This window comes from Variovorax sp. YR750, from assembly GCF_900109805.1.
Classification (GTDB): domain Bacteria; phylum Pseudomonadota; class Gammaproteobacteria; order Burkholderiales; family Burkholderiaceae_C; genus Variovorax; species Variovorax gossypii.
Genome location: NZ_FOBJ01000001.1, coordinates 426,726 through 447,239, shown reverse-complemented (window position 1 = coordinate 447,239; position 20,514 = coordinate 426,726). Strand labels below are relative to the sequence as shown.

General features: G+C 68.2%; 26 protein-coding genes. 17 read left to right on the top strand and 9 right to left on the bottom strand.

All coding sequences use genetic code 11. The features are described from left to right. Window positions 1–59: 59 nt before the first annotated feature. Complete coding sequence (locus tag BMY35_RS01990) at window positions 60–977, top strand: DMT family transporter (RefSeq protein ID WP_093195310.1); 918 nt, start codon at window positions 60–62, stop codon at window positions 975–977. A gap of 24 nt (window positions 978–1,001) precedes the next feature. On the opposite strand, the gene BMY35_RS01985 is transcribed toward BMY35_RS01990, so the two are convergent. The 6 genes from BMY35_RS01985 to smpB form a co-directional block, all read right to left on the bottom strand. Further along, the gene (locus BMY35_RS01985; protein WP_093195309.1) at window positions 1,002–2,423 is read right to left on the bottom strand and encodes a hypothetical protein; all 1,422 of its coding nucleotides are present in this window, start codon (window positions 2,421–2,423) and stop codon (window positions 1,002–1,004) included. A gap of 136 nt (window positions 2,424–2,559) precedes the next feature. After that, window positions 2,560–2,955 carry a COG4315 family predicted lipoprotein gene (locus BMY35_RS01980; RefSeq protein ID WP_093195308.1) on the bottom strand — a complete coding sequence of 132 codons (396 nt, stop codon included), beginning with the start codon at window positions 2,953–2,955 and terminating at the stop codon, window positions 2,560–2,562. Between the two features lie 92 nt (window positions 2,956–3,047). Then, a complete protein-coding gene (locus tag BMY35_RS01975) occupies window positions 3,048–3,890 on the bottom strand; it encodes an anti-sigma factor family protein (protein ID WP_093195307.1) in 843 nt (280 codons plus the stop codon). Between the two features lie 16 nt (window positions 3,891–3,906). After that, the gene (locus tag BMY35_RS01970) at window positions 3,907–4,422 is read right to left on the bottom strand and encodes an RNA polymerase sigma factor (protein ID WP_093195306.1); all 516 of its coding nucleotides are present in this window, start codon (window positions 4,420–4,422) and stop codon (window positions 3,907–3,909) included. Between the two features lie 35 nt (window positions 4,423–4,457). After that, a complete protein-coding gene (locus tag BMY35_RS01965; RefSeq protein ID WP_093195305.1) occupies window positions 4,458–4,826 on the bottom strand; it encodes a COG4315 family predicted lipoprotein in 369 nt (122 codons plus the stop codon). Window positions 4,827–4,925: 99 nt separating this feature from the next. Then, the gene (gene smpB, locus BMY35_RS01960; protein WP_093195304.1) at window positions 4,926–5,402 is read right to left on the bottom strand and encodes an SsrA-binding protein SmpB; all 477 of its coding nucleotides are present in this window, start codon (window positions 5,400–5,402) and stop codon (window positions 4,926–4,928) included. Between the two features lie 63 nt (window positions 5,403–5,465). Here smpB and BMY35_RS01955 point away from each other — a divergent pair, with 63 nt between their 5' ends. Together BMY35_RS01955 and BMY35_RS01950 are read left to right on the top strand one after the other, a co-directional pair. Continuing rightward, entirely contained in the window at window positions 5,466–5,912 is a 447-nt protein-coding gene (locus BMY35_RS01955) for a type II toxin-antitoxin system RatA family toxin (protein WP_093195303.1), read from the top strand. 5 nt (window positions 5,913–5,917) lie between these two features. Next, the gene (locus BMY35_RS01950; protein ID WP_093195302.1) at window positions 5,918–6,256 is read left to right on the top strand and encodes an RnfH family protein; all 339 of its coding nucleotides are present in this window, start codon (window positions 5,918–5,920) and stop codon (window positions 6,254–6,256) included. Window positions 6,257–6,272: 16 nt separating this feature from the next. On the opposite strand, the gene BMY35_RS01945 is transcribed toward BMY35_RS01950, so the two are convergent. After that, complete coding sequence (locus BMY35_RS01945) at window positions 6,273–6,812, bottom strand: DUF4124 domain-containing protein (RefSeq protein ID WP_093195301.1); 540 nt, start codon at window positions 6,810–6,812, stop codon at window positions 6,273–6,275. Between the two features lie 129 nt (window positions 6,813–6,941). Here BMY35_RS01945 and guaB point away from each other — a divergent pair, with 129 nt between their 5' ends. The 4 genes from guaB to guaA all read left to right on the top strand — a co-directional run bounded on the left by guaB (window position 6,942) and on the right by guaA (window position 10,793). Next, complete coding sequence (gene guaB, locus BMY35_RS01940; protein WP_093195300.1) at window positions 6,942–8,411, top strand: IMP dehydrogenase; 1,470 nt, start codon at window positions 6,942–6,944, stop codon at window positions 8,409–8,411. A gap of 71 nt (window positions 8,412–8,482) precedes the next feature. Then, window positions 8,483–8,731, top strand: coding sequence for a type II toxin-antitoxin system Phd/YefM family antitoxin (locus BMY35_RS01935; RefSeq protein WP_093195299.1), 249 nt, complete (start codon window positions 8,483–8,485; stop codon window positions 8,729–8,731). Further along, window positions 8,728–9,162 carry a type II toxin-antitoxin system VapC family toxin gene (locus tag BMY35_RS01930; RefSeq protein ID WP_170217035.1) on the top strand — a complete coding sequence of 145 codons (435 nt, stop codon included), beginning with the start codon at window positions 8,728–8,730 and terminating at the stop codon, window positions 9,160–9,162. Before BMY35_RS01935 ends, BMY35_RS01930 begins: the two co-directional genes overlap by 4 nt. An 11-nt stretch (window positions 9,163–9,173) precedes the next feature. Next, window positions 9,174–10,793, top strand: a complete 1,620-nt coding sequence (gene guaA / locus BMY35_RS01925) for a glutamine-hydrolyzing GMP synthase (protein ID WP_093195298.1) — start codon at window positions 9,174–9,176, stop codon at window positions 10,791–10,793. A 69-nt stretch (window positions 10,794–10,862) separates the two neighbouring features. On the opposite strand, the gene BMY35_RS01920 is transcribed toward guaA, so the two are convergent. Beyond that, window positions 10,863–11,474 carry a porin family protein gene (locus BMY35_RS01920; RefSeq protein ID WP_177213556.1) on the bottom strand — a complete coding sequence of 204 codons (612 nt, stop codon included), beginning with the start codon at window positions 11,472–11,474 and terminating at the stop codon, window positions 10,863–10,865. A 236-nt stretch (window positions 11,475–11,710) separates the two neighbouring features. On the opposite strand from BMY35_RS01920, the gene BMY35_RS01915 reads away from it, so the two are divergent. Together BMY35_RS01915 and BMY35_RS01910 are read left to right on the top strand one after the other, a co-directional pair. Next, window positions 11,711–12,271, top strand: coding sequence for a 2'-5' RNA ligase family protein (locus BMY35_RS01915; protein WP_256228021.1), 561 nt, complete (start codon window positions 11,711–11,713; stop codon window positions 12,269–12,271). An 86-nt stretch (window positions 12,272–12,357) separates the two neighbouring features. Then, complete coding sequence (locus tag BMY35_RS01910; protein ID WP_093195296.1) at window positions 12,358–12,858, top strand: RidA family protein; 501 nt, start codon at window positions 12,358–12,360, stop codon at window positions 12,856–12,858. On the opposite strand, the gene BMY35_RS01905 is transcribed toward BMY35_RS01910, so the two are convergent. Next, entirely contained in the window at window positions 12,855–13,940 is a 1,086-nt protein-coding gene (locus tag BMY35_RS01905; protein ID WP_093195295.1) for a DUF72 domain-containing protein, read from the bottom strand. The two genes, BMY35_RS01910 and BMY35_RS01905, sit on opposite strands and share 4 nt — an antisense overlap. 60 nt (window positions 13,941–14,000) lie before the next feature. Here BMY35_RS01905 and BMY35_RS01900 point away from each other — a divergent pair, with 60 nt between their 5' ends. From BMY35_RS01900 to BMY35_RS01865, 8 genes are all read left to right on the top strand, one after another. Continuing rightward, on the top strand, window positions 14,001–15,488 hold the full coding sequence (locus BMY35_RS01900) for a sensor histidine kinase (RefSeq protein WP_093195294.1): 1,488 nt from the start codon (window positions 14,001–14,003) through the stop codon (window positions 15,486–15,488). Then, a complete protein-coding gene (locus BMY35_RS01895) occupies window positions 15,485–16,126 on the top strand; it encodes a response regulator transcription factor (protein WP_093195293.1) in 642 nt (213 codons plus the stop codon). Before BMY35_RS01900 ends, BMY35_RS01895 begins: the two co-directional genes overlap by 4 nt. Before the next feature lie 118 nt (window positions 16,127–16,244). Next, window positions 16,245–16,745: a GlcG/HbpS family heme-binding protein gene (locus BMY35_RS01890; protein ID WP_093195292.1), complete on the top strand. Its 501-nt coding sequence runs from the start codon at window positions 16,245–16,247 to the stop codon at window positions 16,743–16,745. Then, a complete protein-coding gene (locus BMY35_RS01885) occupies window positions 16,745–17,443 on the top strand; it encodes an ankyrin repeat domain-containing protein (protein WP_093195291.1) in 699 nt (232 codons plus the stop codon). The genes BMY35_RS01890 and BMY35_RS01885 overlap by 1 nt, the downstream gene beginning before the upstream one ends. Before the next feature lie 53 nt (window positions 17,444–17,496). Beyond that, window positions 17,497–18,141 (top strand): FMN-binding negative transcriptional regulator, encoded by a 645-nt coding sequence (locus BMY35_RS01880; protein WP_093195290.1) that lies wholly within the window; start codon window positions 17,497–17,499, stop codon window positions 18,139–18,141. A 1-nt stretch (window position 18,142) separates the two neighbouring features. Next, entirely contained in the window at window positions 18,143–18,379 is a 237-nt protein-coding gene (locus BMY35_RS01875) for a hypothetical protein (protein WP_093195289.1), read from the top strand. Further along, a complete protein-coding gene (gene tadA, locus BMY35_RS01870) occupies window positions 18,369–19,496 on the top strand; it encodes a tRNA adenosine(34) deaminase TadA (protein WP_093195288.1) in 1,128 nt (375 codons plus the stop codon). The genes BMY35_RS01875 and tadA overlap by 11 nt, the downstream gene beginning before the upstream one ends. Further along, entirely contained in the window at window positions 19,493–20,461 is a 969-nt protein-coding gene (locus tag BMY35_RS01865; RefSeq protein WP_093195287.1) for an LD-carboxypeptidase, read from the top strand. The genes tadA and BMY35_RS01865 overlap by 4 nt, the downstream gene beginning before the upstream one ends. Window positions 20,462–20,514 lie beyond the last annotated feature (53 nt).

The following is a 20,514-nucleotide window of genomic DNA, read 5'->3' as shown; positions in this document are numbered from 1 at the left end:
CGATCGATCGATCGATCGACTGCTCGCGCATACAGCAGCAGCGTTCTTTCCTCCCTCCCATGCGCCTGACGCACGGCGGCGCCGTCTGGCTGATGGTCGTCGTGACCCTGATGTGGGGCACGGCGGGCGTCGTCACGCGGCACCTGGCACAGGCGCACAGTTTCGAGATCACCTTCTGGCGCAGTCTCTTCACGACACTGGCGCTGCTGGTGATCTTGCCGCTTTGGCGCGGACGCGCCGTGTTCTCCCAGCTGCGCCGCGGCGGGCGCGAGCTCTGGATCTCCGGCGTCTGCTGGGCCGTGATGTTCACGGCCTTCATGGTCGCTCTCACGCTGGCTTCGACGGCCAGCGTGCTCGTCACCATGTCGCTCGGGCCGCTGCTCACCGCGCTGGCGGCGCGAATCTTCATCGGGCACCGGCTGCCCGCGCGCACCTGGCTGGCCATCGTGGTCGCGGGTGCGGGCATCGGCTGGATGTACGGCACCCAGTTGATGCAGGGCGGAGGCGGGTCGCTGGCGGGCACGCTGCTCGCGCTGTGCGTGCCGCTGGCCGGCGCGGCGAACTGGACCGTGGTGCAGCATGCGCAGGCCAAGGGCCACCGGATCGACCTAGTGCCGGCTGTGCTCATCGGCGCGGTGATCACCGCGCTCTTCACGCTGCCGCTTGCCTGGCCGTTCAAGGCCGGCGCACACGATCTCGGGCTGCTGGCTTTCCTGGGCGTGTTTCAGCTGGCCATTCCGTGCGTTCTTTCGGTGCTGTGCGCCCAGGTGCTGAAGGCGCCAGAGGTCGCGTTGCTGGCTCTGCTCGAGGTGATCTTCGGCATCGCGCTGGCCTGGATCGGCGCCGGCGAGCAACCCGCGCCGAGCGTGCTGGCCGGCGGCGCGCTGGTCATCGGTGCGCTGGTGTTCAACGAGCTGCTGGCGCTGCGCGGACGGCGCACCACGGTGGCCGACACGGCGGTACCGGGCGCGCACTGACACGCTGGCGCACTGCGCGCCGAGCTACTGCTGGATGCTCGTGCTTGGTACGCCCATGCCGGCCATGCGGGCCTCGAGCACCTTGCGCATGAAGGTCTGCGCGAAATCGTCGCCGACGCGCCAGTTGCCGTTGTCTTCCACGAACGTGAATTCACCCCTCACCGGCAGCGAGCTGTCGCCGCCCGTGAGGGCTCCCAGCAGGCTGTCGTTGTATTCGACGACCAGCGGGCAGGCATGGCCCGTGCCGTCCTCCAGCTTGCGGCAGGGGCCCGTGGGTTCGATCTCGGCGATCTCGCGCGAGCGGTTCGGGTCCTTGCGAACCAGGCCCGGGTCGGTGCGCGCACGCATGCGCGCGGCCGAGGCGGCCCGGGCTGCTCCGAGCGGGGCGGCGCCTTCGCGGAATGCCTTTTCCATCGCCTCGCGGCCGATGGGCTCGGCGTTGTAGAGCGGCCTGCCGTCGGCATCGAGGTTGCCGAAGCGGGCCTCGACGATGGCCACGTCCGCGCCGCGCACCACCATCTCGTCGCCTTCGGGCTCCGTGGGGCCGATGGTGTAGGCCATCGGTTCCTTGCTGTCGCCCTGCGTCATGACCGCCATGCAGCCGCGCACGCGCTCCGGCTTGAGATAGCCGATCTCTCGCAGGCTGCTCACGGAGGGCGTCTCGATCACGGTGCCGCCGCTCGGGTCGAGATGACGCATGCGCACGTCCATGCTCACGCGGCGCATCAGGCTGTCGAGCGTCTTGCGCGTGGATGCGGCGTCGCAGGCCGGCACGCTCGCCGGGGCGAACGCATACCAGCCGATGCCGCCGCCGATCACCGCCACGGTCGCCAGGAACTTCCATGTGCCGATGCGTCGGCTGCGCTGCGCGCGTGTCTGCCACGCCCTGGCGGCCTGCTCGTCGGCTTCGATCAGGGCCTGTGCCTCGGTCACGATGCGGGCGCGCTCGACGGCCGTGGCAAAGGCCGGCTCGGCCGCGACCTGGGCGCGCAGGGCGTCGAAGCCTTCCTTCTCGAGTGGGCCGTCGGTTGCCAGCCAGGCCAGCGTGGCGACAGGGGAGGCGGCTGCGGTGCCCACGACGGGTGTTTCCGCCAGCGCCATGTCGCGCGTCTCGGCATCGATCAGGGCGTCCTTGAAGAGCGCGCCGATGGCCTCGTGCGTGATGCCCTGTTCGGCCAGTTCGACGAGGTCGTCGGCATCGATGGCTGTGTCGGCCGCGTCGTCCGCATGAGGGGCGTCGTCGGCGATCCTGTCGAGCGCCGCGTTCTGCTCCTCCTCGGTGACCAGGCCACGCACGCGCATCCATGCCAGCGCGTGGGCCGGGCTCGGCAACGGCGGAAGGGTGGAGAACTCGGGGTGTGCGCGTGCGGCGTGGTGCTGTGCGTCGGTGATCAGGCCCTGGGTCAGCAGGGCGAGGAACGCGTCCGGGTTGGCGTCAGGCGTCATGCGGGGATTCTGCCGTGGGTGGTGCCGTTGCCGTACCGGGGAAACCGGCAGGAAGAGCAGGAAACGCTGGAAAGGGCGGGCAAGAAAAAAACGCCGGCGGGTGCCGGCGTTTCAGGGTCTTCAGGTCCGCAGGGGATCAGGGACGGGCGAGCTTCCAGGCGCCGTTGGCGAAGCCGTCGCCGGTCTTGTCGCCGGGCTTGGCGTCCTTGGCCCAGTAGTACAGCGGCCAGCCCTTGTAGGCCCATTGGCGCTTGCCGTCTTCACGAATGATGATGGTGTAGCCGCCGATGGGCTTGGCGGTGTCCGCCACGCCGAGCGGGGGCCAGTTGGCTGCGCACTGGCCGTTGCAGGCGGAGGTGCCGGCACCGGCGGTGTCCTTGGTGAAGGTGTACAGCGTCATTCCGTTCGGTCCGACCAGCACGCCGTCGGCGGTGCGGGTGGGCGTGTCGGGCGCGCTGGCGGTCTTGTTGGACATGCTGCCGCAGCCGGCAAGCAGGGCCGCCGCGAGGATCGAGGCGCTGAGCAATTTCATGCAGTTTCTCCTTCGGTTGAAAAATCGCGAAAACAAGCCGGTGACTGGATGCCGGGCAGGATGATTGCGCGAGCCGGCAGTTTATGCGGTCGTTACGACAAATCGCGGTAGGCGAGCGTCGCGAGTTTGAGCAAAAGGTCGCGCGGCAGCTTGCCGGCGATGGCGTAGCCGAACCCCTGGTCCACCCAGTAGAAGCTCGGCACCGGGCCTTCGGAGGCGAAGCGGAAGGCGGTTTCGCTGGCGGAAGGTGCCGTTGTCGACGCGCCGGCGGCGCGGGCGTCGAGGGTGCCGATGTAGAGCGTCACGCGCTCGCCCGCGGCGTCCTCGAACATGAACTGCGCGCGCGCTCCGGTCTCGCCGGGCAGCAGGCGGCCACCGACCAGCGTGTAGCCCTGGCTGGAGAGGTCGGGCACTTTCAGCGGACGGTCCAGACGCCTGGAGAGCCACTGCACCAGGTGCTGCTGCTCGGACGCGGCCACTTCGACGGGATGCCTTTTCTCGGGCGCATAGACGACGTGTGCGATCGATGCGTCGCGAACGAACTCCCGCACGGCCGGCGCACGGGCGAGTTGGGCGCCGGCGCGCGGCGCGGACCACTGGGTCCATTGCGCATTCCCGAGCCAGCCGGCGGCGAATGCGACCAGCAGGCCGGCCGCCAGGCCGCCCCAGCGCATCCACGAAGTGCGTTGCTGCGTCCGGCGTGGCTGGCGGCGGTCCAGTGCGCCCAGCAGAGGTGCGGGGATGGGCGCGTCGAGCAGCTCGCCGTGCAGCCGGCGCAGGGAGTCGCGTTGCGCGTGCCATGCCGCAACCTTGGCGGCCGCGGCGGGGTCGCGCGCAATCGCTTGCTCGATTGCGTCATGGCGGTCCGGAGGCAGCTGGCCGTCGACCCAGGCGTGCAGTTCGTCGTCGGTAGGGGGCGGGGCGGGGCGGTTCATGATGCTGCGGCAGTTTTCACTTGAGGCGGCGCAGGCCGGGGCGCACGGCGGGCGACGCGCCGTCCATCAGCTCCTGCAACCGCACGCGGGCACGCGACAGGCGCGACATCACCGTGCCGACCGGAACGCCGAGCACCCTGGCGACTTCGGCATACGACAGGTCTTCGAGCGTCACCAGCAGCAGCACGGCGCGCTGCTCCTCGGGCAACTGCATCAGGCAGCGCTGCAGGTCGATGCCGGTGCCCTGGTCGCGGCCGGAGTCGGCCATTCCCTGCACCTCCTGCGCCACTTCGTCGAGCGGCACAACGGCGTGGGGCGGAGGCGTGCGGCGCACCTGGCTCGCGAAAATGTTGTGCATGACGGTAAAGAGCCACGCCCGCAGGTCGCTGCCCACCACCCACAGGCGCCACTTGCTGCAGGCGCGCTCCAGCGTGTCCTGCACCAGGTCGTCCGCCGCCCACGCATTGCCCGTGAGCGCCCGTGCGTAGCGGCGCAGGCTCGGGATGTGCTCGACCAGCAGGCGGGCGTCCATTGGGCGAGGGGCGAAGGGCGGGAAAGGCCGGCGGATCAGGGCTTGGCGGTCTTCCAGGTGCCGTTGACGCCGTCGCCGGTCTTGTCGCCCGGCTTGGTGTCCTTGGCCCAGTAGTACAGCGGCCAGCCCTTGGCTGCCCATTGCTTCTTGCCGTCGTCGCGGGTGACGATGGTGAAGTCGCCGCTGGGCTTGTCGCCGTCGGCTGCCATGAAGGGCGGCCAGTTGGTGGCGCATCCGCCGTTGCAGACCGACTTGCCGCTGCCGGCCGTGTCCTTGTCGAAGGTGTAGAGCGTCATGCCGTTCGGGCCCACGAGGGCGCCGTCGGCGGGCTTGGGCTGGGCGAAGGCGGGGAGCACGAGAAGGGCGCTCAACAGGACGGCGGAAGATACGCGGAAAGGCGACATGGAAGAACTCCTTGTTGGTGGCGACACCGGTGCTTCCGGTGACAACCGCACAAACGCCCGCGGCGCGGCTTTTATTCCATCGTCCGCAAAAAAGATTCTTCAGCGGTTGCGGCTCTTCATCGCGCGCTCGACCTCGCGCTTGCCTTCGCGGTCCTTGATGGTGTCGCGCTTGTCGTGCTCGGCCTTGCCCTTTGCCAGCGCAATCTCGCACTTCACCTTGCCGGCCTTCCAGTGCAGATTGAGCGGCACCAGCGTGTAGCCCTTCTGCTCGACCTTGGCCGTAAGGCGGCGGATCTCGTCCTTCTTCAGCAGCAGCTTCTTGGTCCGGATCGAGTCGGGGTTGACGTGCGTGGAGGCGCTCTTGAGCGGGTTGATCTGGCAGCCCAGCACGAAGAGTTCGCCGTTGCGGATCACCACGTAGCCGTCGGTGAGTTGCACCTTGCCTTCGCGCAGCGACTTGACTTCCCAGCCTTCCAGGACCATGCCGGCCTCGAAGCGCTCTTCGAAGAAATAGTTGTATGCAGCCTTCTTGTTGTCGGCGATGCGGGAGGAGGTATCTTGTTTCTTGGTGGCCATGACTCGGGAATATGGGGGCTGCATGGCTTCAATACAATCCGTCGCGCACGCTGTGCCGATTCTATGAAAACAGTCAACAAGTCCGTCCTCATCTGGTACAGCGCCGAAGAGATGTATGCGCTCGTCACCGACGTGGCGAAGTATCCGCAGTTTCTCCCGTGGTGCGACAAGTCCCGCGTCATCGAGCAGGACGAGGCCGGCATGACGGCCGAAGTGGGCCTGGCCTTCGCCGGGCTGCACCAGAGCTTCACCACCCGCAACACCCATGTTCCTGGCCGCGAGGTGCAGCTGAAGCTGGTCGACGGGCCGTTCTCCAACCTCGACGGCAAGTGGAAATTCACGCCCGTGGGAGAAGAGGGCGAACGCGCCTGCCGCGTCGAGCTGCACCTGAGCTACGGCTTCAGCAATTTCGCCCTGCAGGCGCTCGTGGGCCCCGTGTTCGACACCATCGCATCCAGCCTGGTCGAGGCCTTCGTCAAGCGCGCCGAGCAGGTCTACGGCTCGTCCTGATTCCGATGACCATCGAGGTCACGCTGAGCTGCTCCCCCGCGGCGCGCGAGGTGTTCGAGCAGGTGCTGCATCTCCCACCGGGCGCGACGCTGGTCGACGCCGTCCGGGCCAGCGATCTTTCGCAGCGTTTTCCGGATCTGGATTGGCGCCACGCCATGACGCCGGGCATCTGGGGCAAGGCCGTCGCGTGGGATCAGGCGCTGAAGGACGGCGACCGCGTCGAGCTGTGCCGCCCCCTCGCGGTGGATCCCAAGGTGGCGCGCCGGGAGCGCTTCCAGCGCCAGGGCTCGAAGGGAACCGGCCTGTTCGCGAACCGCCGCAAGGGCGGCAAGGCCGGCTACTGACTGACGGACGACCGCGCTACTTGCAGTCGCTGTTGATCACGTCCTGAATGCGCTTCTGCTCGGCGGCACGGGCGGCGTCATCCATGATTTCGCGCTCGCCCTTGGCGTTGACCTTCGCCAGCCGGATGCCGCTGTCGACCGTGGCCTTGCTCTGGCGGGCGAGGGCGCAATTGTCGGCCTTGGCCTTCGCGATCTTTGCCTCTTCCGCGGCCTGCTTGGCCTTCTGCTCGGCTTCGGCCTTCTTGGTCTTTTCCTCGAGTTCCTTGTCGACGCCCGTGGGCTTGGGCGCGGCCGCGGCCTTCGGCGCAGAGGCAGCGGCAGGGGCGTCGGCGGCACCTTCCGCCGGGGGCGGCGCGTCGACATTCGGGTTCGCGGTGGACCGCGCCGCCGGCGGCGGGCCTACGCGGCGCAGGATGTTCTTCTCGGGCACGTCTGGCGGCGGAGCCTGGTCGCTGTAGACCTTTTTGCCGTTCTTGTCGAGCCATTGCCATTGAGCGCTCGCCGACAGCGGCAGAGCAACGACACATCCCAGTACCAGCCAGTGCACGAATTTCATCCCTGAAGTTTAGCCGGGCCTTACTTTTTGCAACATCCGGATTGGGTGCTTTTGCAACGTCCGGAAATGGCCCCGGGCCGGCAAACCGGCCGGAGGCCTCGTTACAATCCGTCTTTTGGAGCTTCACCCATGCGCCTTCTCGGCAAAGCGCTCACCTTCGACGACGTGTTGTTGGTGCCAGCGTTCTCCCAGGTCCTGCCCAAGGACACCTCCCTCGCCACCAAACTCTCCCGCAACATCACGCTGAACCTGCCGCTCGTCTCTGCGGCCATGGACACCGTGACCGAAGCCCGCCTCGCGATCGCCATCGCGCAGGAAGGCGGCATCGGGATCGTGCACAAGAACCTCACCGCGCAGCAGCAGGCCGCAGAAGTGGCCCGGGTGAAGCGCTACGAGTCGGGCGTGCTGCGCGATCCGGTTGTGATCACGCCGACGCACTCGGTGCGCCAGGTGATGGCCCTGTCCGACCAGCTCGGCATCTCGGGCTTCCCGGTGGTCGACGCCGGCAAGGTGGTCGGCATCGTCACCGGCCGCGACCTGCGTTTCGAAAGCCGCTACGACGTGCCCGTCAGCGAGATCATGACGCGGCGCGAGAAGCTCATCACCGTGCCCGACGGCACCACGCTCGCCGAAGCCAAGGCGCTGCTGAACAAGCACAAGCTCGAGCGCCTGCTCGTCATCAACGGCGACTGGGAGCTCAAGGGCCTCATCACCGTCAAGGACATCACCAAGCAGACCAGCTTCCCCAATGCCGCGCGCGACCCCAACGGCCGCCTGCGCGTGGGCGCGGCGGTCGGCGTGGGTGACGGCACCGAGGAGCGCGTCGAGGCGCTGGTGAAGGCCGGCGTCGACGCCATCGTGGTCGACACGGCCCACGGCCACAGCGCCGGCGTGATCGAGCGCGTGCGTTGGGTCAAGAAGAACTATCCGCAGGTCGACGTGATCGGCGGCAACATCGCCACCGGCGACGCCGCCCGCGCGCTGGCCGACGCCGGCGCTGACGCGGTCAAGGTCGGCATCGGCCCCGGCTCCATCTGCACCACCCGCATCGTGGCCGGCGTGGGCGTGCCGCAGATCATGGCGGTCGACAGCGTCGCCACCGCGCTGCAGGGCACGGGCATTCCGCTGATCTCCGACGGCGGCGTGCGCTACTCGGGCGACATCGCCAAGGCCATCGCGGCCGGCGCGAGCACCGTCATGATGGGCAGCATGTTCGCCGGCACCGAAGAGGCGCCGGGCGAAATCGTGCTGTACCAGGGCCGCAGCTACAAGAGCTACCGCGGCATGGGCTCCATCGGCGCGATGCAGCAGGGCAGCGCCGACCGGTACTTCCAGGAGTCGACCACCGGCAACCCCAACACCGACAAGCTCGTGCCCGAAGGCATCGAAGGCCGCGTGCCCTACAAGGGCTCGATCGTCTCGATCGTCTACCAGATGGCCGGCGGCGTCCGCGCCAGCATGGGCTACTGCGGTTGCGCGACCATCGCCGACATGCAGAACAAGGCCGAGTTCGTCGAGATCACCACGGCCGGTATTCGTGAGAGCCACGTCCACGACGTGCAGATCACGAAGGAAGCGCCGAACTACCGCGCGGACTGATCTGGCCAGACCTTGAAAGTCGGGCCAGACTGGGTTTAAAATTTGGGCCAGATTCAAATTTTCTGGCCCAAATGCAATCCATCGGCATCGCCGAAGCCAAGAACAACTTCTCGGCCCTGATCGACTCCGTCGAAAAGGGCGAGGAGGTTCGCATCACCCGCCACGGCAAGGAAGTCGTGCGCATGCTGCCGGTGCGCCGCAAGCCGGTCATCACCGACGAGCAGATCGAGCGCGAGCTGGGCCAGATCGACGCGCTCCACGCCACCATCCAGCCCGGCCCGCAGCCGCGCGCCCTGCTCGACGAGGGGCGCCAGCAATGACCGCCTTCGTCATGGATGCCTCGGTCACGGCCGCTTGGCTGCTTCCAGACATGGCCAGCGAGCACACCCGCAGGCTCTACGCCGCCATCCGCCGCGACGAGGTCGAGCCGCAGGCGCCCAACGTCTGGCAATGGGAGTGCGCCAACATCCTCGCCAACGGCGTGCGCAGCGGCCGCATTCCCTCGTCTGCGGTCGAAGGGCTGTGGAGCGTGCTAGACGCCATCCGCCATCGCGTCGAACTGCACGAGCTCGCGCCGGCGCAGCACAAGGCCGTGCTTGCCGTCGCCATCGATGCCGGCGTGTCTCTCTACGATGCGGGCTATCTCTGGCTCGCCAAGTCGCTCAATCTCCCGCTCGCCACCTTCGACGAGCAACTCATCCAGGCTGCACCCCAGGCGGGAGTGAAGCTGCTCGACATTTCAACGCTCTGAGTCCTTTCGCCATGCAACACGACAAGATCCTCATCCTCGATTTCGGCTCGCAGGTCACGCAGCTCATCGCACGCCGCGTGCGCGAAGCCCACGTGCTGAGCGAGGTGCATCCCTGCGACGTCACCGACGAATGGGTGCGCGAATACGCCGCCGACGGCCACCTCAAGGGCGTGATCCTCTCCGGCAGCCACGCCAGCGTGTACGAGGAAACCACCGACAAGGCCCCGCAGGCCGTGTTCGACCTGGGCGTTCCCGTGCTCGGCATCTGCTACGGCATGCAGACCATGGCTCACCAGCTCGGCGGCAAGGTCGAGGGCGGCCACAAGCGCGAGTTCGGCTTCGCGGCCGTGCGCGCTCATGGCCACACGGCGCTGCTGAAGGACATCGCCGACTTCACCACGCCCGAAGGCCACGGCATGCTCAACGTGTGGATGAGCCACGGCGACAAGGTCACCGAACTGCCGCCGGGCTTCAAGCTCATGGCCAGCACCGACAGCTGCCCCATCGCCGGCATGGCCGACGAGGCGCGCCGCTACTACGCGGTGCAGTTCCACCCCGAAGTCACGCACACGATGCAGGGCAAGGCGATCCTCGAGCGCTTCGTGCTCGGCATCTGCGGCGCGAAGCCCGACTGGGTCATGCGCGACCACATCGCCGAAGCCGTCGAGAAGATCCGCGAGCAGGTGGGCGATGAAGAAGTCATCCTGGGCCTGTCGGGCGGCGTCGATTCGAGCGTGGCTGCCGCGCTCATCCACCGCGCCATCGGCGACCAGCTGACCTGCGTGTTCGTCGACCACGGCCTGCTGCGCCTGAACGAAGGCGACATGGTCATGGAGATGTTCGAAGGCAAGCTGCACGCGAAGGTGATCCGCGTCGATGCCAGCGAGCTGTTCCTCGGCAAGCTCGCCGGCGTGAGCGACCCCGAAGCCAAGCGCAAGATCATCGGCGGCGAGTTCGTCACCGTGTTCAAGCAGGAAGCCGCCAGGCTCAAGGCCGGTGGCGGTGGACACAAGGGCGCGACCTTCCTGGCGCAAGGCACGATCTACCCCGACGTCATCGAGTCGGGCGGCGCCAAGAGCAAGAAGGCCGTCACCATCAAGAGCCACCACAACGTGGGCGGCCTGCCCGAACAGCTGGGCCTCAAGCTGCTCGAGCCGCTGCGCGATCTGTTCAAGGACGAAGTGCGCGAACTGGGCGTGGCCCTCGGACTGCCGCCCGAGATGGTGTACCGCCACCCGTTCCCCGGCCCGGGCCTGGGAGTGCGCATCCTCGGCGAAGTGAAGAAGGAATACGCCGACCTGCTGCGCCGCGCCGACGCGATCTTCATCGAAGAGCTGCGCAACTTCACCGACGAAGCCACCGGCAAGACCTGGTACGACCTCACGAGCCAGGCCTTCACAGTGTTCCTGCCCGTGAAGAGCGTGGGTGTGATGGGCGACGGCCGCACTTACGACTACGTGGTCGCACTGCGTGCCGTGCAGACCAGCGACTTCATGACTGCCGACTGGGCCGAGCTGCCGTATGCGCTGCTGAAGAAGGTGTCGGGGCGCATCATCAACGAAGTGCGCGGCATCAACCGCGTGACCTACGACGTGTCGAGCAAGCCGCCGGCGACGATCGAGTGGGAGTGATGGACCAAGCAACGCGGCCCCGCTGATGCGAGGCCGCGTCGACGAGTCACCGGAAGAAAGAGGCGACGCTCAGAAGCTCGCCTTCAAGCCCACAGTCACCATCCCGCCCTTCGCCTGCTTCGACAGCTTGCCGAAGTAGTCGTAGTCCGCAGTGATCGACAGGTTCTGCGTCACGCGGTACTCCGCGCCCAAGCCGACCATCATGCCGGTCGAGCTGCCCGAGATGCGCTGGCTGGGCAACGCCCAGTTGTTGTCGCCGGAGACGCGCCCGCGTGCGACGCCGAGGCGGCCGTTGAGGGCAAACGATTCGCCCAGCGGCAGGCGGGCGGTGGCCGCCGCGTAAAAGACCTGGCCGGTGCCGGCCTGCAGGCGCGAGTAGGCGCCGTTCGAGCTCCACTGGCTCACGCGGCCGAGGCGTGCATAGCCTGCTTCCACGCCGAAGGTTTCGGTGAAGCGATAGCCGCCGTACAGCTTGTAGGCCGTGCCGGCCTTGCTGCTCTTCTGGCCGCCCCACGGCACGGGCACGCGGTTGGAAGACGAGAGGCTGTAGCTCGAGCGGCCGATTGCGCCGCCCACGTAGATTCCGGTGTCCTGGTTCGGGCCGGCGGCGCTCGAGGCCGTGGAGATGGTGCCGAGCAGAAGGGCTGCTGCAAGGGCTGTGCAGGCTTGCGTTTTCGTCAAGATGAAGTTCCTGGTTGGATGGTTGAGATCGATCCGACAGGTGGCTGCGCATTGCGGTGCCACCCTCGTGAAACGATTCTCGAAAGCCAGCCTGAAGGGCTGCTTGACGCTTGCTGAAGAGCAGATGAAGAGCCCGATCGATGGGCGATGATCGAGACATGTCAGAACAGCTTCTTCTTCCAGGTATCGAGCCTCCGCCGAAACCTTTGCCACGTCCCCGGAGCAAGGCGCCTCGTGTGGCACCCGCGCTCGAACACTCTCTCTTCTTCGCCATCGTTCCCGCCTCGCACGACGCGGCATCGATCGCCGCGCTCGGCGAGCGCATGAATTCGCAGCACGCACTGAAAGGAACGCTGGTCGACGCGCATCGCCTGCATGTCACGCTGTTCGACCTCGGCGGATATCCGAGCGTGCCCGCCGACAAGGTCGCACTGGCCTCCAAGGCCGCGGCGTCGGTGGTGCCGCCCACGTTCGACATCGTCTTCGGGAAGGCCATGAGCTACACCAAGGGCGCGCTCGTGCTGTGCGCCGACGATGACGAAGGCGTCTCGGCGCTGAAGGCCTTCAGGCAGCGCCTGGGCGAGGCACTGGCCGACGCGGGCCTGAAGCCTCCGCGCTCGTTCACGCCGCACATGACGGTGGCTTATGCGCGCCGCAAGCTCGAGAAGCACGCGCTGGAAGAACCCGTCCGATGGACCGCGGCTTCTCTGGTGCTGATCGACAGCCACGTGGGCGAGGGCGTGCATGAAGTGCTGGGCCGGTGGCCCGACGTCGCATCGGGCCTTTCGGCGGCTTGAGCTGTTCTGCCTCGCATCGACGCCTTCTGTATCTGTTTCGATGCGGAACAGCTGACGACAATGGCTCTCACTTTCACGGAAACGACATGACGACAGCAGCAGAAAAGACCCGGGACCAGATCGCCGACCAGATTGCGGCGGAACTGGGCCACAGCTTCGACGGCGAGATCATCGCCGGCGGCCACTACGTGCCGCTGGTGCGCGACGGCCGCACCATCTACCTGAGCGGGCAGGTGCCGCGCGTGGGCACCACGGTGGTGGTCACCGGCCGCGTGGGCGACGCTGTGTCGCTCGACAAGGCGCGCGAAGGCGCGCAGATCTGTGCCCTGCGCAGCCTCGCGCTGCTGCGGCGTGCGCTCGGCTCGCTCGACGCGGTGGAGAAAGTGCTGCGCGTCGGCGTGTTCGTGCAGTGCACGGCCGATTTCACGCAGCAGAGCGAAGTGGCCGATGCTGCCTCCGACCTGCTGCATCGCGTGTTCGGCGACGTCGGCGTGCATGTGCGCACGGCGGTCGGCGTCTATGCGCTGCCGAAGAACGCGACCGTCGAGGTCGAGATGACGGTCGCGGCGAAGCAGAACATCGGCTAGCGCGGCACCAGTTCGAGGATGTCTCGCGCGAGCTGCGCGATCGTCAGCGGCGCGCAGCCCTCGGCGTTGTTGCTCACGGTGACGAAGGCGTTCTGTCCCGCGCGGGTGGTGCCGGCGATCACCTTGGCGAGCGCCGCGCGCGTTTCCGGATCGGGGTCCACGATCTTGTCGAAGGGGCCGTAGAGCTTCTCGGCGTCTTCGTAGCCGAAACGGCCGTGGCGCCGGTGCAGGTTCCAGCGGCACACCAGCGGCCCCGGCCACAGCGCCCGCAGCATCGGCAGCTGGTCTTCGATGGGCGGCATCTTGGCGTGCAGGCCCATGCAGAAGGTGGCGCCCACGCTGCGCAGCATCTCGGCGAAGGCAGGGTTGAGCAGTTGCGGGTCGCGCACCTCGACGGCGATCACCGCATCGGGCGCCGTCGACCTGATGTCGGGCAGCGATTCGAGCATTGCCGCGATGCGCGCGAGCAGGGCGGGCTGGTCGGCCAGGATGTGCCCCGGGATCGGGCTCAGCTGGAACACCAGCACGCCGATGCGATGGCCGAGCCCTTCCATTGCGGGCAGCACGAATTCCTGCCGAGCGATCTCGCTGCTGAGGAACACCGGGTTGGCCTGCATGCCCCGGCCGCTTTCGTCGCGCACGGTGGCGTCGGTCACGAGGCTCGGCGCCTTCACCATGAAGCGGAAGTCGTCGGGCACCATGGATGCGTAGCGCGCGTACTGGCTGGCGGTGAGGGCGCGGTAGAAGTTGCGGTCCACGCTCACGGTGCGGAACAGAGGATGCTTCGCGAGCGCGGAAAGCCCGTTCTTCGACAGCACCGTCTCGGCGTATTCGCCGTCCCACACCAGATTGGCCCAGCCGGGGTAGCTCCACGACGATGTACCCAGCCGCAGGTTGGGAGGCAGCGCGGCGGCCAGCTCGACCAGTTCCGGATTCGTCGGCGCTGGCTCGACTGTCGCGGTGCGCGGCTTCTTCTTCGCGGAAGGTTCGGCGGCCTGCGCCTTGGCGAACGGAGATGCTGCCGCGGATGCGTCCTCGGGGCGCGGGAGATCGGGGAAAAGGGAGTCCTGTGTGTCGGCCATGTCTGGTGCCGCATTTTCGGTCAACCGGGCGGCGTCGCGGCGCCGGGCACAATCCGCGCCATGAAACAGTGGTTGCGTTCGCAAGGCGGTTGGTGGCTGGCATGGCTGGCGCTCACCGCCGTGGGCGCGGTGTGGCTCGCGCGCTCGGAGCTGGCGCGGATGCACCAGGACTTCGAGACCGACGTGCGCATCGCGCACCGCCTCATGAGCCAGCAGATGGTGCAGTACGACGCCGTGCTGGCCACGCTCGCGCTGCTGGAGCCCAGCACCGGCGCGGACCATCCCGAGCAGCGCCTGCCCTCGGTGTATTCGTCGATCCTGCGCGTGCAGCGCCGCGAGCGCGACGAGCCCTGGCCCGACAGCTTGCAGGCCGCCGTGCTGGCAGCGGCCGAGGCGCGTTCGCGCAGCCTGCAGCGCGCCGAGCTGGCAACGCTCGACCTGGCCCATGGCCGCTACGTCCTGGTGATCGGCGCCACGCCGTTCAGCTACGCGCTCGACATCGACCTCGCCGGCTCCGTGCCATGGCGCGACTGGCCGATGAACCCGCAGCGCAGCCCCGTGCGGCTGAGCCTGCAGCGAGACGGGCAGCAGCTGGTGCTGCAACCCGGTGTTCTGTCCACGAGCCCGGAGACCGGATGGCGTTTCGCCCTGAGCAAGGCACTGGCCTCGCCGAGCCAGCCTTTCGATCTCGTGGCCGAGCGGCAGGTGGGCTGGGGCGAGCTGCCGTGGCGCGCCATTGCCGGCTGGGCGCTGGCCATGGCGGTGCTGCTGGCGGGCCTGTGGGCCGCGCAGCGCCAGCGCGTGGCGCGGCGGCGGGCCGAGGAGCTGTTGCGGCTCGGGCAGGTCGCCAGGCTCAATGCGCTGGGCGAACTGTCGGCAGGCCTCGCGCACGAACTCAACCAGCCGCTGACGGCGGTGCTTGCCAACGCCCAGGCCGCCCGCCGCCTGCTCGACGACGAGCCGCCCGACCTGGTCACCGCACGCGACGCGATGGGGCAGGCGGTCGAGCAGGCTCGCCGCGCGGCCGGCGTGGTGGGGCGCCTGCGCCGCGTGATCGAGCGGCCCGAAGCCGGCGGCGAGACCCGGCCTCTTGTGCTGCAGGAGGTCGTGCGCAGTGCCATGCACCTGCTCGCGCCCGAGTTCGCGAAGCACGACGTCGCCGCGCAGTTCGATGCCACGGCGCAGGCCCCTGTGCGCGTGCAAGCGGAGGCGGTGGCGCTCGAGCAGATCGTGCACAACCTGCTGATGAACGCGCTGCAGGCGCTCGACCTCGTGCCTGCGGCCGAGCGGCGCCTTGTCGTTTCGGTCGGCCGCAACGGGCAGGAGGGCGTGCTGACCGTGACCGACAACGGGCGCGGCATCGCCCCTGAAGCACTGCCGCGCCTTTTCGAACCCTTCTTCAGCACGCGCGAAGGCGGGCTGGGCCTCGGCCTGAGCCTCAGCGAAACGCTGGCCGGCGGCATGGGCGGCAGCCTGAGCGCGGCCAATGCATCGCCGCGCGGTGCGCGCTTCACCTTGCTGCTGCCACTCGTCGCGTCGTCTTCATGAGCATTCCGAACACCCATCAGCCGCAATCGCCGCTGATCCACCTGATCGACGACGACCAGGCGGTGCGCGACAGCCTCTCGCTGCTGATCGGCACCGTCGGCCTGCGCGTGCAGGCCTGGGCTGACCCGCAGGCCTTCATCGACGGCTTCGACCGCGCGAGCGTCGGCGCCATCGTGCTCGACGTGCGCATGCCCGGCATCAGCGGGCTCACGGTGCTCGACCGGCTGGTGGCGCAGGGCGTCGACCAGCCGGTGATCATGCTGACGGGCCACGGCACCGTCGAGATGTGCCGCCGCGCCTTCAAGGCCGGCGCGGCCGAGTTCCTCGAGAAGCCGGTGGACGACGAGCAACTGCTCGAGGCGCTGCAGCAGGCGGTGCGCCAGCACGTGCGCTCGCGCGAGCGCTCGCAGGCCGACAACGCCGCGCGCGAGAGGGTGTCGCAGCTGTCGGAGCGGGAGCGCGAGGTGCTCGCCTTCATCGTGCAGGGGCTGACCAACAAGGAGATCGCGCGAACGCTGGCGCTGTCGCCGCGCACGGTCGAGACGCACCGTGCGAACCTGTTCGCCAAGCTCGACTGCGATTCGCTCGCGCAGCTGATCCGGCGCTATGCCGTGCTGGTGGACGACGGCGCTCCGTAGAACTACGGAGCGGCGGGCGTAGCCGTACGAATGGCCGTCGCGGGCCGTGTTTTCTACAGTGGCGCAGCCGTCGGCAACAGCCGGCGCAACTACCCGAATCCACTGGAGAAACCAAACAATGCAAACCATCGTTCGCCTCGGCAGCCTCGCCGTCCTGCTCGCCGCTTCCGTCGCCCAGGCCCAGACGCCCGCACCGGCAGTGCGTACCGAAAAGAACATGTCTCTCGCGCTGGCCAACCAGATCGCGGCCGAAGCCGTGGCGGCCTGCGCGGCCAACGGCTACAACGTGGCCGCCACCGTGGTCGACCGCGCCGGCACCGTGCGTGCCGTGCAGCGCGCCGACAACGCCGGCCCTCACACGCTGGCATCGAGCGAGCGCAAGGCCTGGACCTCGGCTTCGGCCAAGAGCCCCACGCAGGCCATGATGGAAGGCGCGCAGAAGAACCCGGGCGCGGCGAACCTGGTGTACCTGCCGGGCTTCCTGCTGCTGGGCGGCGGCGTGCCGGTCAAGTCGGGCAATGAAGTAATCGGCGCGGTCGGCGTGGGCGGCGCGCCCGGCGGCCACCTCGACGAGCAGTGCGCCAACGCGGCGCTCGAGAAGGTCAAGGGCCTGCTCTGATGAAGGCGCGCGGTATCTGGCCGGGTGTGCTGGCGGTCGCGCTCGGGCTGGGCGTGCCGCTGGGCGCGCTCGCCCAGGTGCCGCCGCTGGCGGCCGAGGTGCTGGCCTTCGACGGGCTGCACCAGGCCGCATGGCATGGCGACCTGCAGAAGCTGAAGGCGCTTGTCGCCTCGGGCGCGAATCTCGATGCGCGCGACGCGCGGGGCCGCACGCCGCTGCACGTTGCCACGTTCGCGCGGCAGCGCGATGCGATCAAGCTGCTGGCCAAGGCCGGCGCGGACCTCGACCTGCTGGAGGACGACCGCTACGACGCCATCACCATCGCCTCGGTGGCGGACGACGCCGCGACGCTCTCGGTGCTGCTGTCGCTCGGAGCGAAGCCCGGGCAGACCACGAGCCGCTACGACGGCACCGCGCTCATCGCGGCGGCCCATCTCGGACACGACGAAGTGGTGCGCAGGCTGATCGCCGCGGGCGCGCCACTCGACCACGTCAACAACCTGCACTGGACGGCGGTGATCGAGTCCATCGTGCTGGGCGACGGCGGGCCGCGCCACCAGCGCACGCTGGCCGCCTTGGTCGACGCCGGTGCCAGCCTCAAGCTGACGGATCGTCAGGGCAACACGCCGCTGCAACTGGCGAAGGCGCGCGGCTACACCGCGATGGTGAAGCTGCTGGAGACGCCGCGCGCAAAGTAGGCGGCTCGGGGAGAATGGGGCCTTGCCACGAGGTTCCACGAGGAATAAGCCCCATGTACATGCCCCCGCAGTTCAATGCCAAGGATCCGGCCATCGCGCTGGAGCTGATGCGCTCGCACCCGTTCGCGAGCCTGATCTCGAACGACGACGACGGACTGCCGTACGTCACGCACCTGCCGCTGGTGGCCGAACAACGCGCGGGCGACGAACTGGTGCTGTGGGGACATTGCGCCAAGCCCAACCCGCACTGGCGCTATCTGCAGGCCCGGCCCCGGGCGGCGGTCACCTTCCTCGGACCGCATTCGTACCTCTCGCCCTCCGTCTATCCCGACCTGGCCCGCGTGCCGACCTGGAACTACCTGGCGGTGCACTGCACCGTGGAGGCTCGGCTGATCGAGGAGCCGGCCGACAAGGACGCACTGCTCAAGAAGCTGATCCACGACCACGAACCCGCCTACGCGCAGCAGTGGCGCGACCTGGGCGAGGAGTTCCAGCTCAAGATGCTCGCCGGCATCGTGGGCTTCGAGCTGCGCGTGACGGCGCTGCAATGCAAGATCAAGCTCAACCAGCACCGGCGCGAGTCGCACGCAGCGATGCACGCGGTCTACAGCGCAGGCACGCAGGACGAACAGGCACTTGCCGTATGGATGGACCGCCTGGGCATGACCGCCGAGACTCCGGTGGCGGGGGGCCGCTGAGATGCGCGGACTCGGCCTGGTCGGTCTCGTACTGGCGCTGGTGATCGTCGGCCTGCTCGCGAAAAAGCAGATGACGAGCGCGGCTTCCTCCGCGCGGCCGGCTGTGCCCGGCGTGGCCGCGCCGGCCGCCGGTGACGCGCCCGTGAACGTGCGCGACCAGGCGCAGCAGGTTCAGCAACAGGTCAAGGAAGCGCTGGACGCAGCCGTGAAGACGCGGCAGATGCCCGATGACAACTGAGCCGATCCCGTCACCCGTGACGCACGACGATGCGCACTGGATGGCGCTTGCGCTCGCCGAGGCGCGGCTTGCCGCCGAGGCGGGCGAGGTGCCGGTGGGAGCGGTGCTGGTGAAGGACGGCCGGTTGATCGCGTCGGGCCGCAATACGCCCGTGGCTCAGCATGATCCGAGCGCGCATGCCGAGATCAATGCGCTGCGCGCCGGCGCGGCGGCGCTCGGCAACTACCGGCTCGACGGCTGCGAGCTGTTCGTCACGCTCGAGCCGTGCGCGATGTGCTCCGGGGCGATGCTGCATTCGCGTCTCGCGCGCGTGGTGTACGGCGCGGCCGATCCGAAGACCGGTGCGGCCGGCTCGGTGCTCGATCTCTTCGCCGAGCCGCGGCTGAATCACCACACGCAGGTGCAGGGTGGGGTGCTGGCGCAGGAGTGCGCCGCGGTGCTGCAGGCATTCTTCCAGCAACGTCGCAGCGTTGCGCGCGCTCAGGCCGAGCCGTTGCGCGACGACGCGCTGCGCACGCCGAACGAGCGCTTCGATGCGCTGTCCGGCTATGGCTTCGCGCCGCACTACGTGCAGGACCTTCCGAGCCAGCATGGCTGGCGCATGCACTACATCGACGAACGCGGGGAGGGCGATGGGACGGGCGCCGCCTGCTGCCTGTGCCTGCACGGGCCCGGCGAGTGGGGCTACTTCTTCCGGCATCTCGTGGGCCTGCCCGGTGTGCGCACATTGGTGCCCGACCTGATCGGCTTCGGCAGGAGCGACAAGCCCAAGCGCGAGGCGTCGCATCGCCTCGAGTGGCATCGCGACGTGCTGCTCGAATGGCTGGACCGCGTGCAACCCGGCTCGACGCCGATGGCGCTCGTGCACAGCGACGCAGGCTCCGGACTTGCCGCGTTGCTGATGGCTGCAGCCCCTGAGCGTTTTGCCGCCGCGCTTGTCGCGCCGGAAGGGCGTGAACGCATCGGCGATGCATGGCGCGCGCCGTTCCCCGATCGTGGCTACGAAGCAGCTCTGCGTGCGCTCGGGCCCGTAGCGACTTCTTCGGGACCGTCGCCCGAGCAGGCTCGAACGTTCGTGCCGCAAGTGCGAAACGCAATGGGATACTCGACCGCGTGACCAAACACATCTACATCTACTCCCCCTCCAGCGCGGTCCGCGACAAGGCCGCTTTCCGGCGCGGCGTGAAGCGGCTCAAGGCGCTGGGCCATGAAGTCGAAGTCGACGATGCGGCACTCTCGGTGCACCAGCGCTTCGCGGGCGACGACGCCACGCGGCTCGCCGCGATCTCGCGCGCCGCCGCCAGCGGCGCCGACGTGGCTCTCATCGCGCGCGGCGGCTACGGGCTCACGCGCATCCTCGACGCCATTCCGTACAAGGCGCTGACCAAGGCGATCGAGAAGGGCACCGAGTTCGTCGGCTGCAGCGACTTCACCGCGCTGCAGAACGCGCTGCTGACCAAGACCGGCGCCGTGACCTGGTCGGGCCCCGCGGTCGGCGAGGACTTCGGTGCCGAAGGCGGCCCTGACGACATCATGGAAGCGTGCTTCGACGATCTCGTCACAGGGCAGGGTGAAGGCACCGGCTGGCGCATGCCGGCGCGCGACATCGACCTGAAGTTCAAGCCCGTGCAGGACGCGGTGCTGTGGGGCGGCAATCTCTGCGTGCTCAGCAGCCTGCTTGGTACGCCGTATTTCCCGGTGGTGGAGAAGGGCGTGCTCTTCATCGAGGACGTCAACGAGCATCCGTACCGCATCGAACGAATGCTCGACCAGCTGAGGATGGCCGGCGTGCTGGCGCGCCAGCGCGCGATCGTGTTCGGCCAGTTCACCGGCATCCGCAGCGTGCCGGGCTATGACCGCGGGTTCGGTCTGAACACGGTGATCGACCGGCTGCGTTCGTCGCTCAAGATCCCCGTGCTCGCGGGCTTGCCGTTCGGCCACGTGCAGACGAAGGTGCTATTGCCGGTGGGCACCAAGGTATCGATGGCGGCGGAAGGGCGTGATATTTTTCTCGTTTGGGGCCACCGACACGCATCCGCGCATGACGATCACCATGGACATGACCATCATCACGCCCATTGATCAAGACACAAAGAAAATAAAACGTTAAAAATGAAAACGGCCCCGAAAGGGCC

What these genes read in the sequence shown, in the direction of transcription:
- BMY35_RS01990 (WP_093195310.1), top strand. Translation starts at nt 60, where the DNA reads ATGCGCCTGACGCACGGCGGCGCCGTCTGGCTGATGGTCGTCGTGACC.
- BMY35_RS01985 (WP_093195309.1), bottom strand. Translation starts at nt 2,423, where the DNA reads ATGACGCCTGACGCCAACCCGGACGCGTTCCTCGCCCTGCTGACCCAG.
- BMY35_RS01980 (WP_093195308.1), bottom strand. Translation starts at nt 2,955, where the DNA reads ATGAAATTGCTCAGCGCCTCGATCCTCGCGGCGGCCCTGCTTGCCGGC.
- BMY35_RS01975 (WP_093195307.1), bottom strand. Translation starts at nt 3,890, where the DNA reads ATGAACCGCCCCGCCCCGCCCCCTACCGACGACGAACTGCACGCCTGG.
- BMY35_RS01970 (WP_093195306.1), bottom strand. Translation starts at nt 4,422, where the DNA reads ATGGACGCCCGCCTGCTGGTCGAGCACATCCCGAGCCTGCGCCGCTAC.
- BMY35_RS01965 (WP_093195305.1), bottom strand. Translation starts at nt 4,826, where the DNA reads ATGTCGCCTTTCCGCGTATCTTCCGCCGTCCTGTTGAGCGCCCTTCTC.
- smpB (WP_093195304.1), bottom strand. Translation starts at nt 5,402, where the DNA reads ATGGCCACCAAGAAACAAGATACCTCCTCCCGCATCGCCGACAACAAG.
- BMY35_RS01955 (WP_093195303.1), top strand. Translation starts at nt 5,466, where the DNA reads ATGAAAACAGTCAACAAGTCCGTCCTCATCTGGTACAGCGCCGAAGAG.
- BMY35_RS01950 (WP_093195302.1), top strand. Translation starts at nt 5,918, where the DNA reads ATGACCATCGAGGTCACGCTGAGCTGCTCCCCCGCGGCGCGCGAGGTG.
- BMY35_RS01945 (WP_093195301.1), bottom strand. Translation starts at nt 6,812, where the DNA reads ATGAAATTCGTGCACTGGCTGGTACTGGGATGTGTCGTTGCTCTGCCG.
- guaB (WP_093195300.1), top strand. Translation starts at nt 6,942, where the DNA reads ATGCGCCTTCTCGGCAAAGCGCTCACCTTCGACGACGTGTTGTTGGTG.
- BMY35_RS01935 (WP_093195299.1), top strand. Translation starts at nt 8,483, where the DNA reads ATGCAATCCATCGGCATCGCCGAAGCCAAGAACAACTTCTCGGCCCTG.
- BMY35_RS01930 (WP_170217035.1), top strand. Translation starts at nt 8,728, where the DNA reads ATGACCGCCTTCGTCATGGATGCCTCGGTCACGGCCGCTTGGCTGCTT.
- guaA (WP_093195298.1), top strand. Translation starts at nt 9,174, where the DNA reads ATGCAACACGACAAGATCCTCATCCTCGATTTCGGCTCGCAGGTCACG.
- BMY35_RS01910 (WP_093195296.1), top strand. Translation starts at nt 12,358, where the DNA reads ATGACGACAGCAGCAGAAAAGACCCGGGACCAGATCGCCGACCAGATT.
- BMY35_RS01905 (WP_093195295.1), bottom strand. Translation starts at nt 13,940, where the DNA reads ATGGCCGACACACAGGACTCCCTTTTCCCCGATCTCCCGCGCCCCGAG.
- BMY35_RS01900 (WP_093195294.1), top strand. Translation starts at nt 14,001, where the DNA reads ATGAAACAGTGGTTGCGTTCGCAAGGCGGTTGGTGGCTGGCATGGCTG.
- BMY35_RS01895 (WP_093195293.1), top strand. Translation starts at nt 15,485, where the DNA reads ATGAGCATTCCGAACACCCATCAGCCGCAATCGCCGCTGATCCACCTG.
- BMY35_RS01890 (WP_093195292.1), top strand. Translation starts at nt 16,245, where the DNA reads ATGCAAACCATCGTTCGCCTCGGCAGCCTCGCCGTCCTGCTCGCCGCT.
- BMY35_RS01885 (WP_093195291.1), top strand. Translation starts at nt 16,745, where the DNA reads ATGAAGGCGCGCGGTATCTGGCCGGGTGTGCTGGCGGTCGCGCTCGGG.
- BMY35_RS01880 (WP_093195290.1), top strand. Translation starts at nt 17,497, where the DNA reads ATGTACATGCCCCCGCAGTTCAATGCCAAGGATCCGGCCATCGCGCTG.
- BMY35_RS01875 (WP_093195289.1), top strand. Translation starts at nt 18,143, where the DNA reads ATGCGCGGACTCGGCCTGGTCGGTCTCGTACTGGCGCTGGTGATCGTC.
- tadA (WP_093195288.1), top strand. Translation starts at nt 18,369, where the DNA reads ATGACAACTGAGCCGATCCCGTCACCCGTGACGCACGACGATGCGCAC.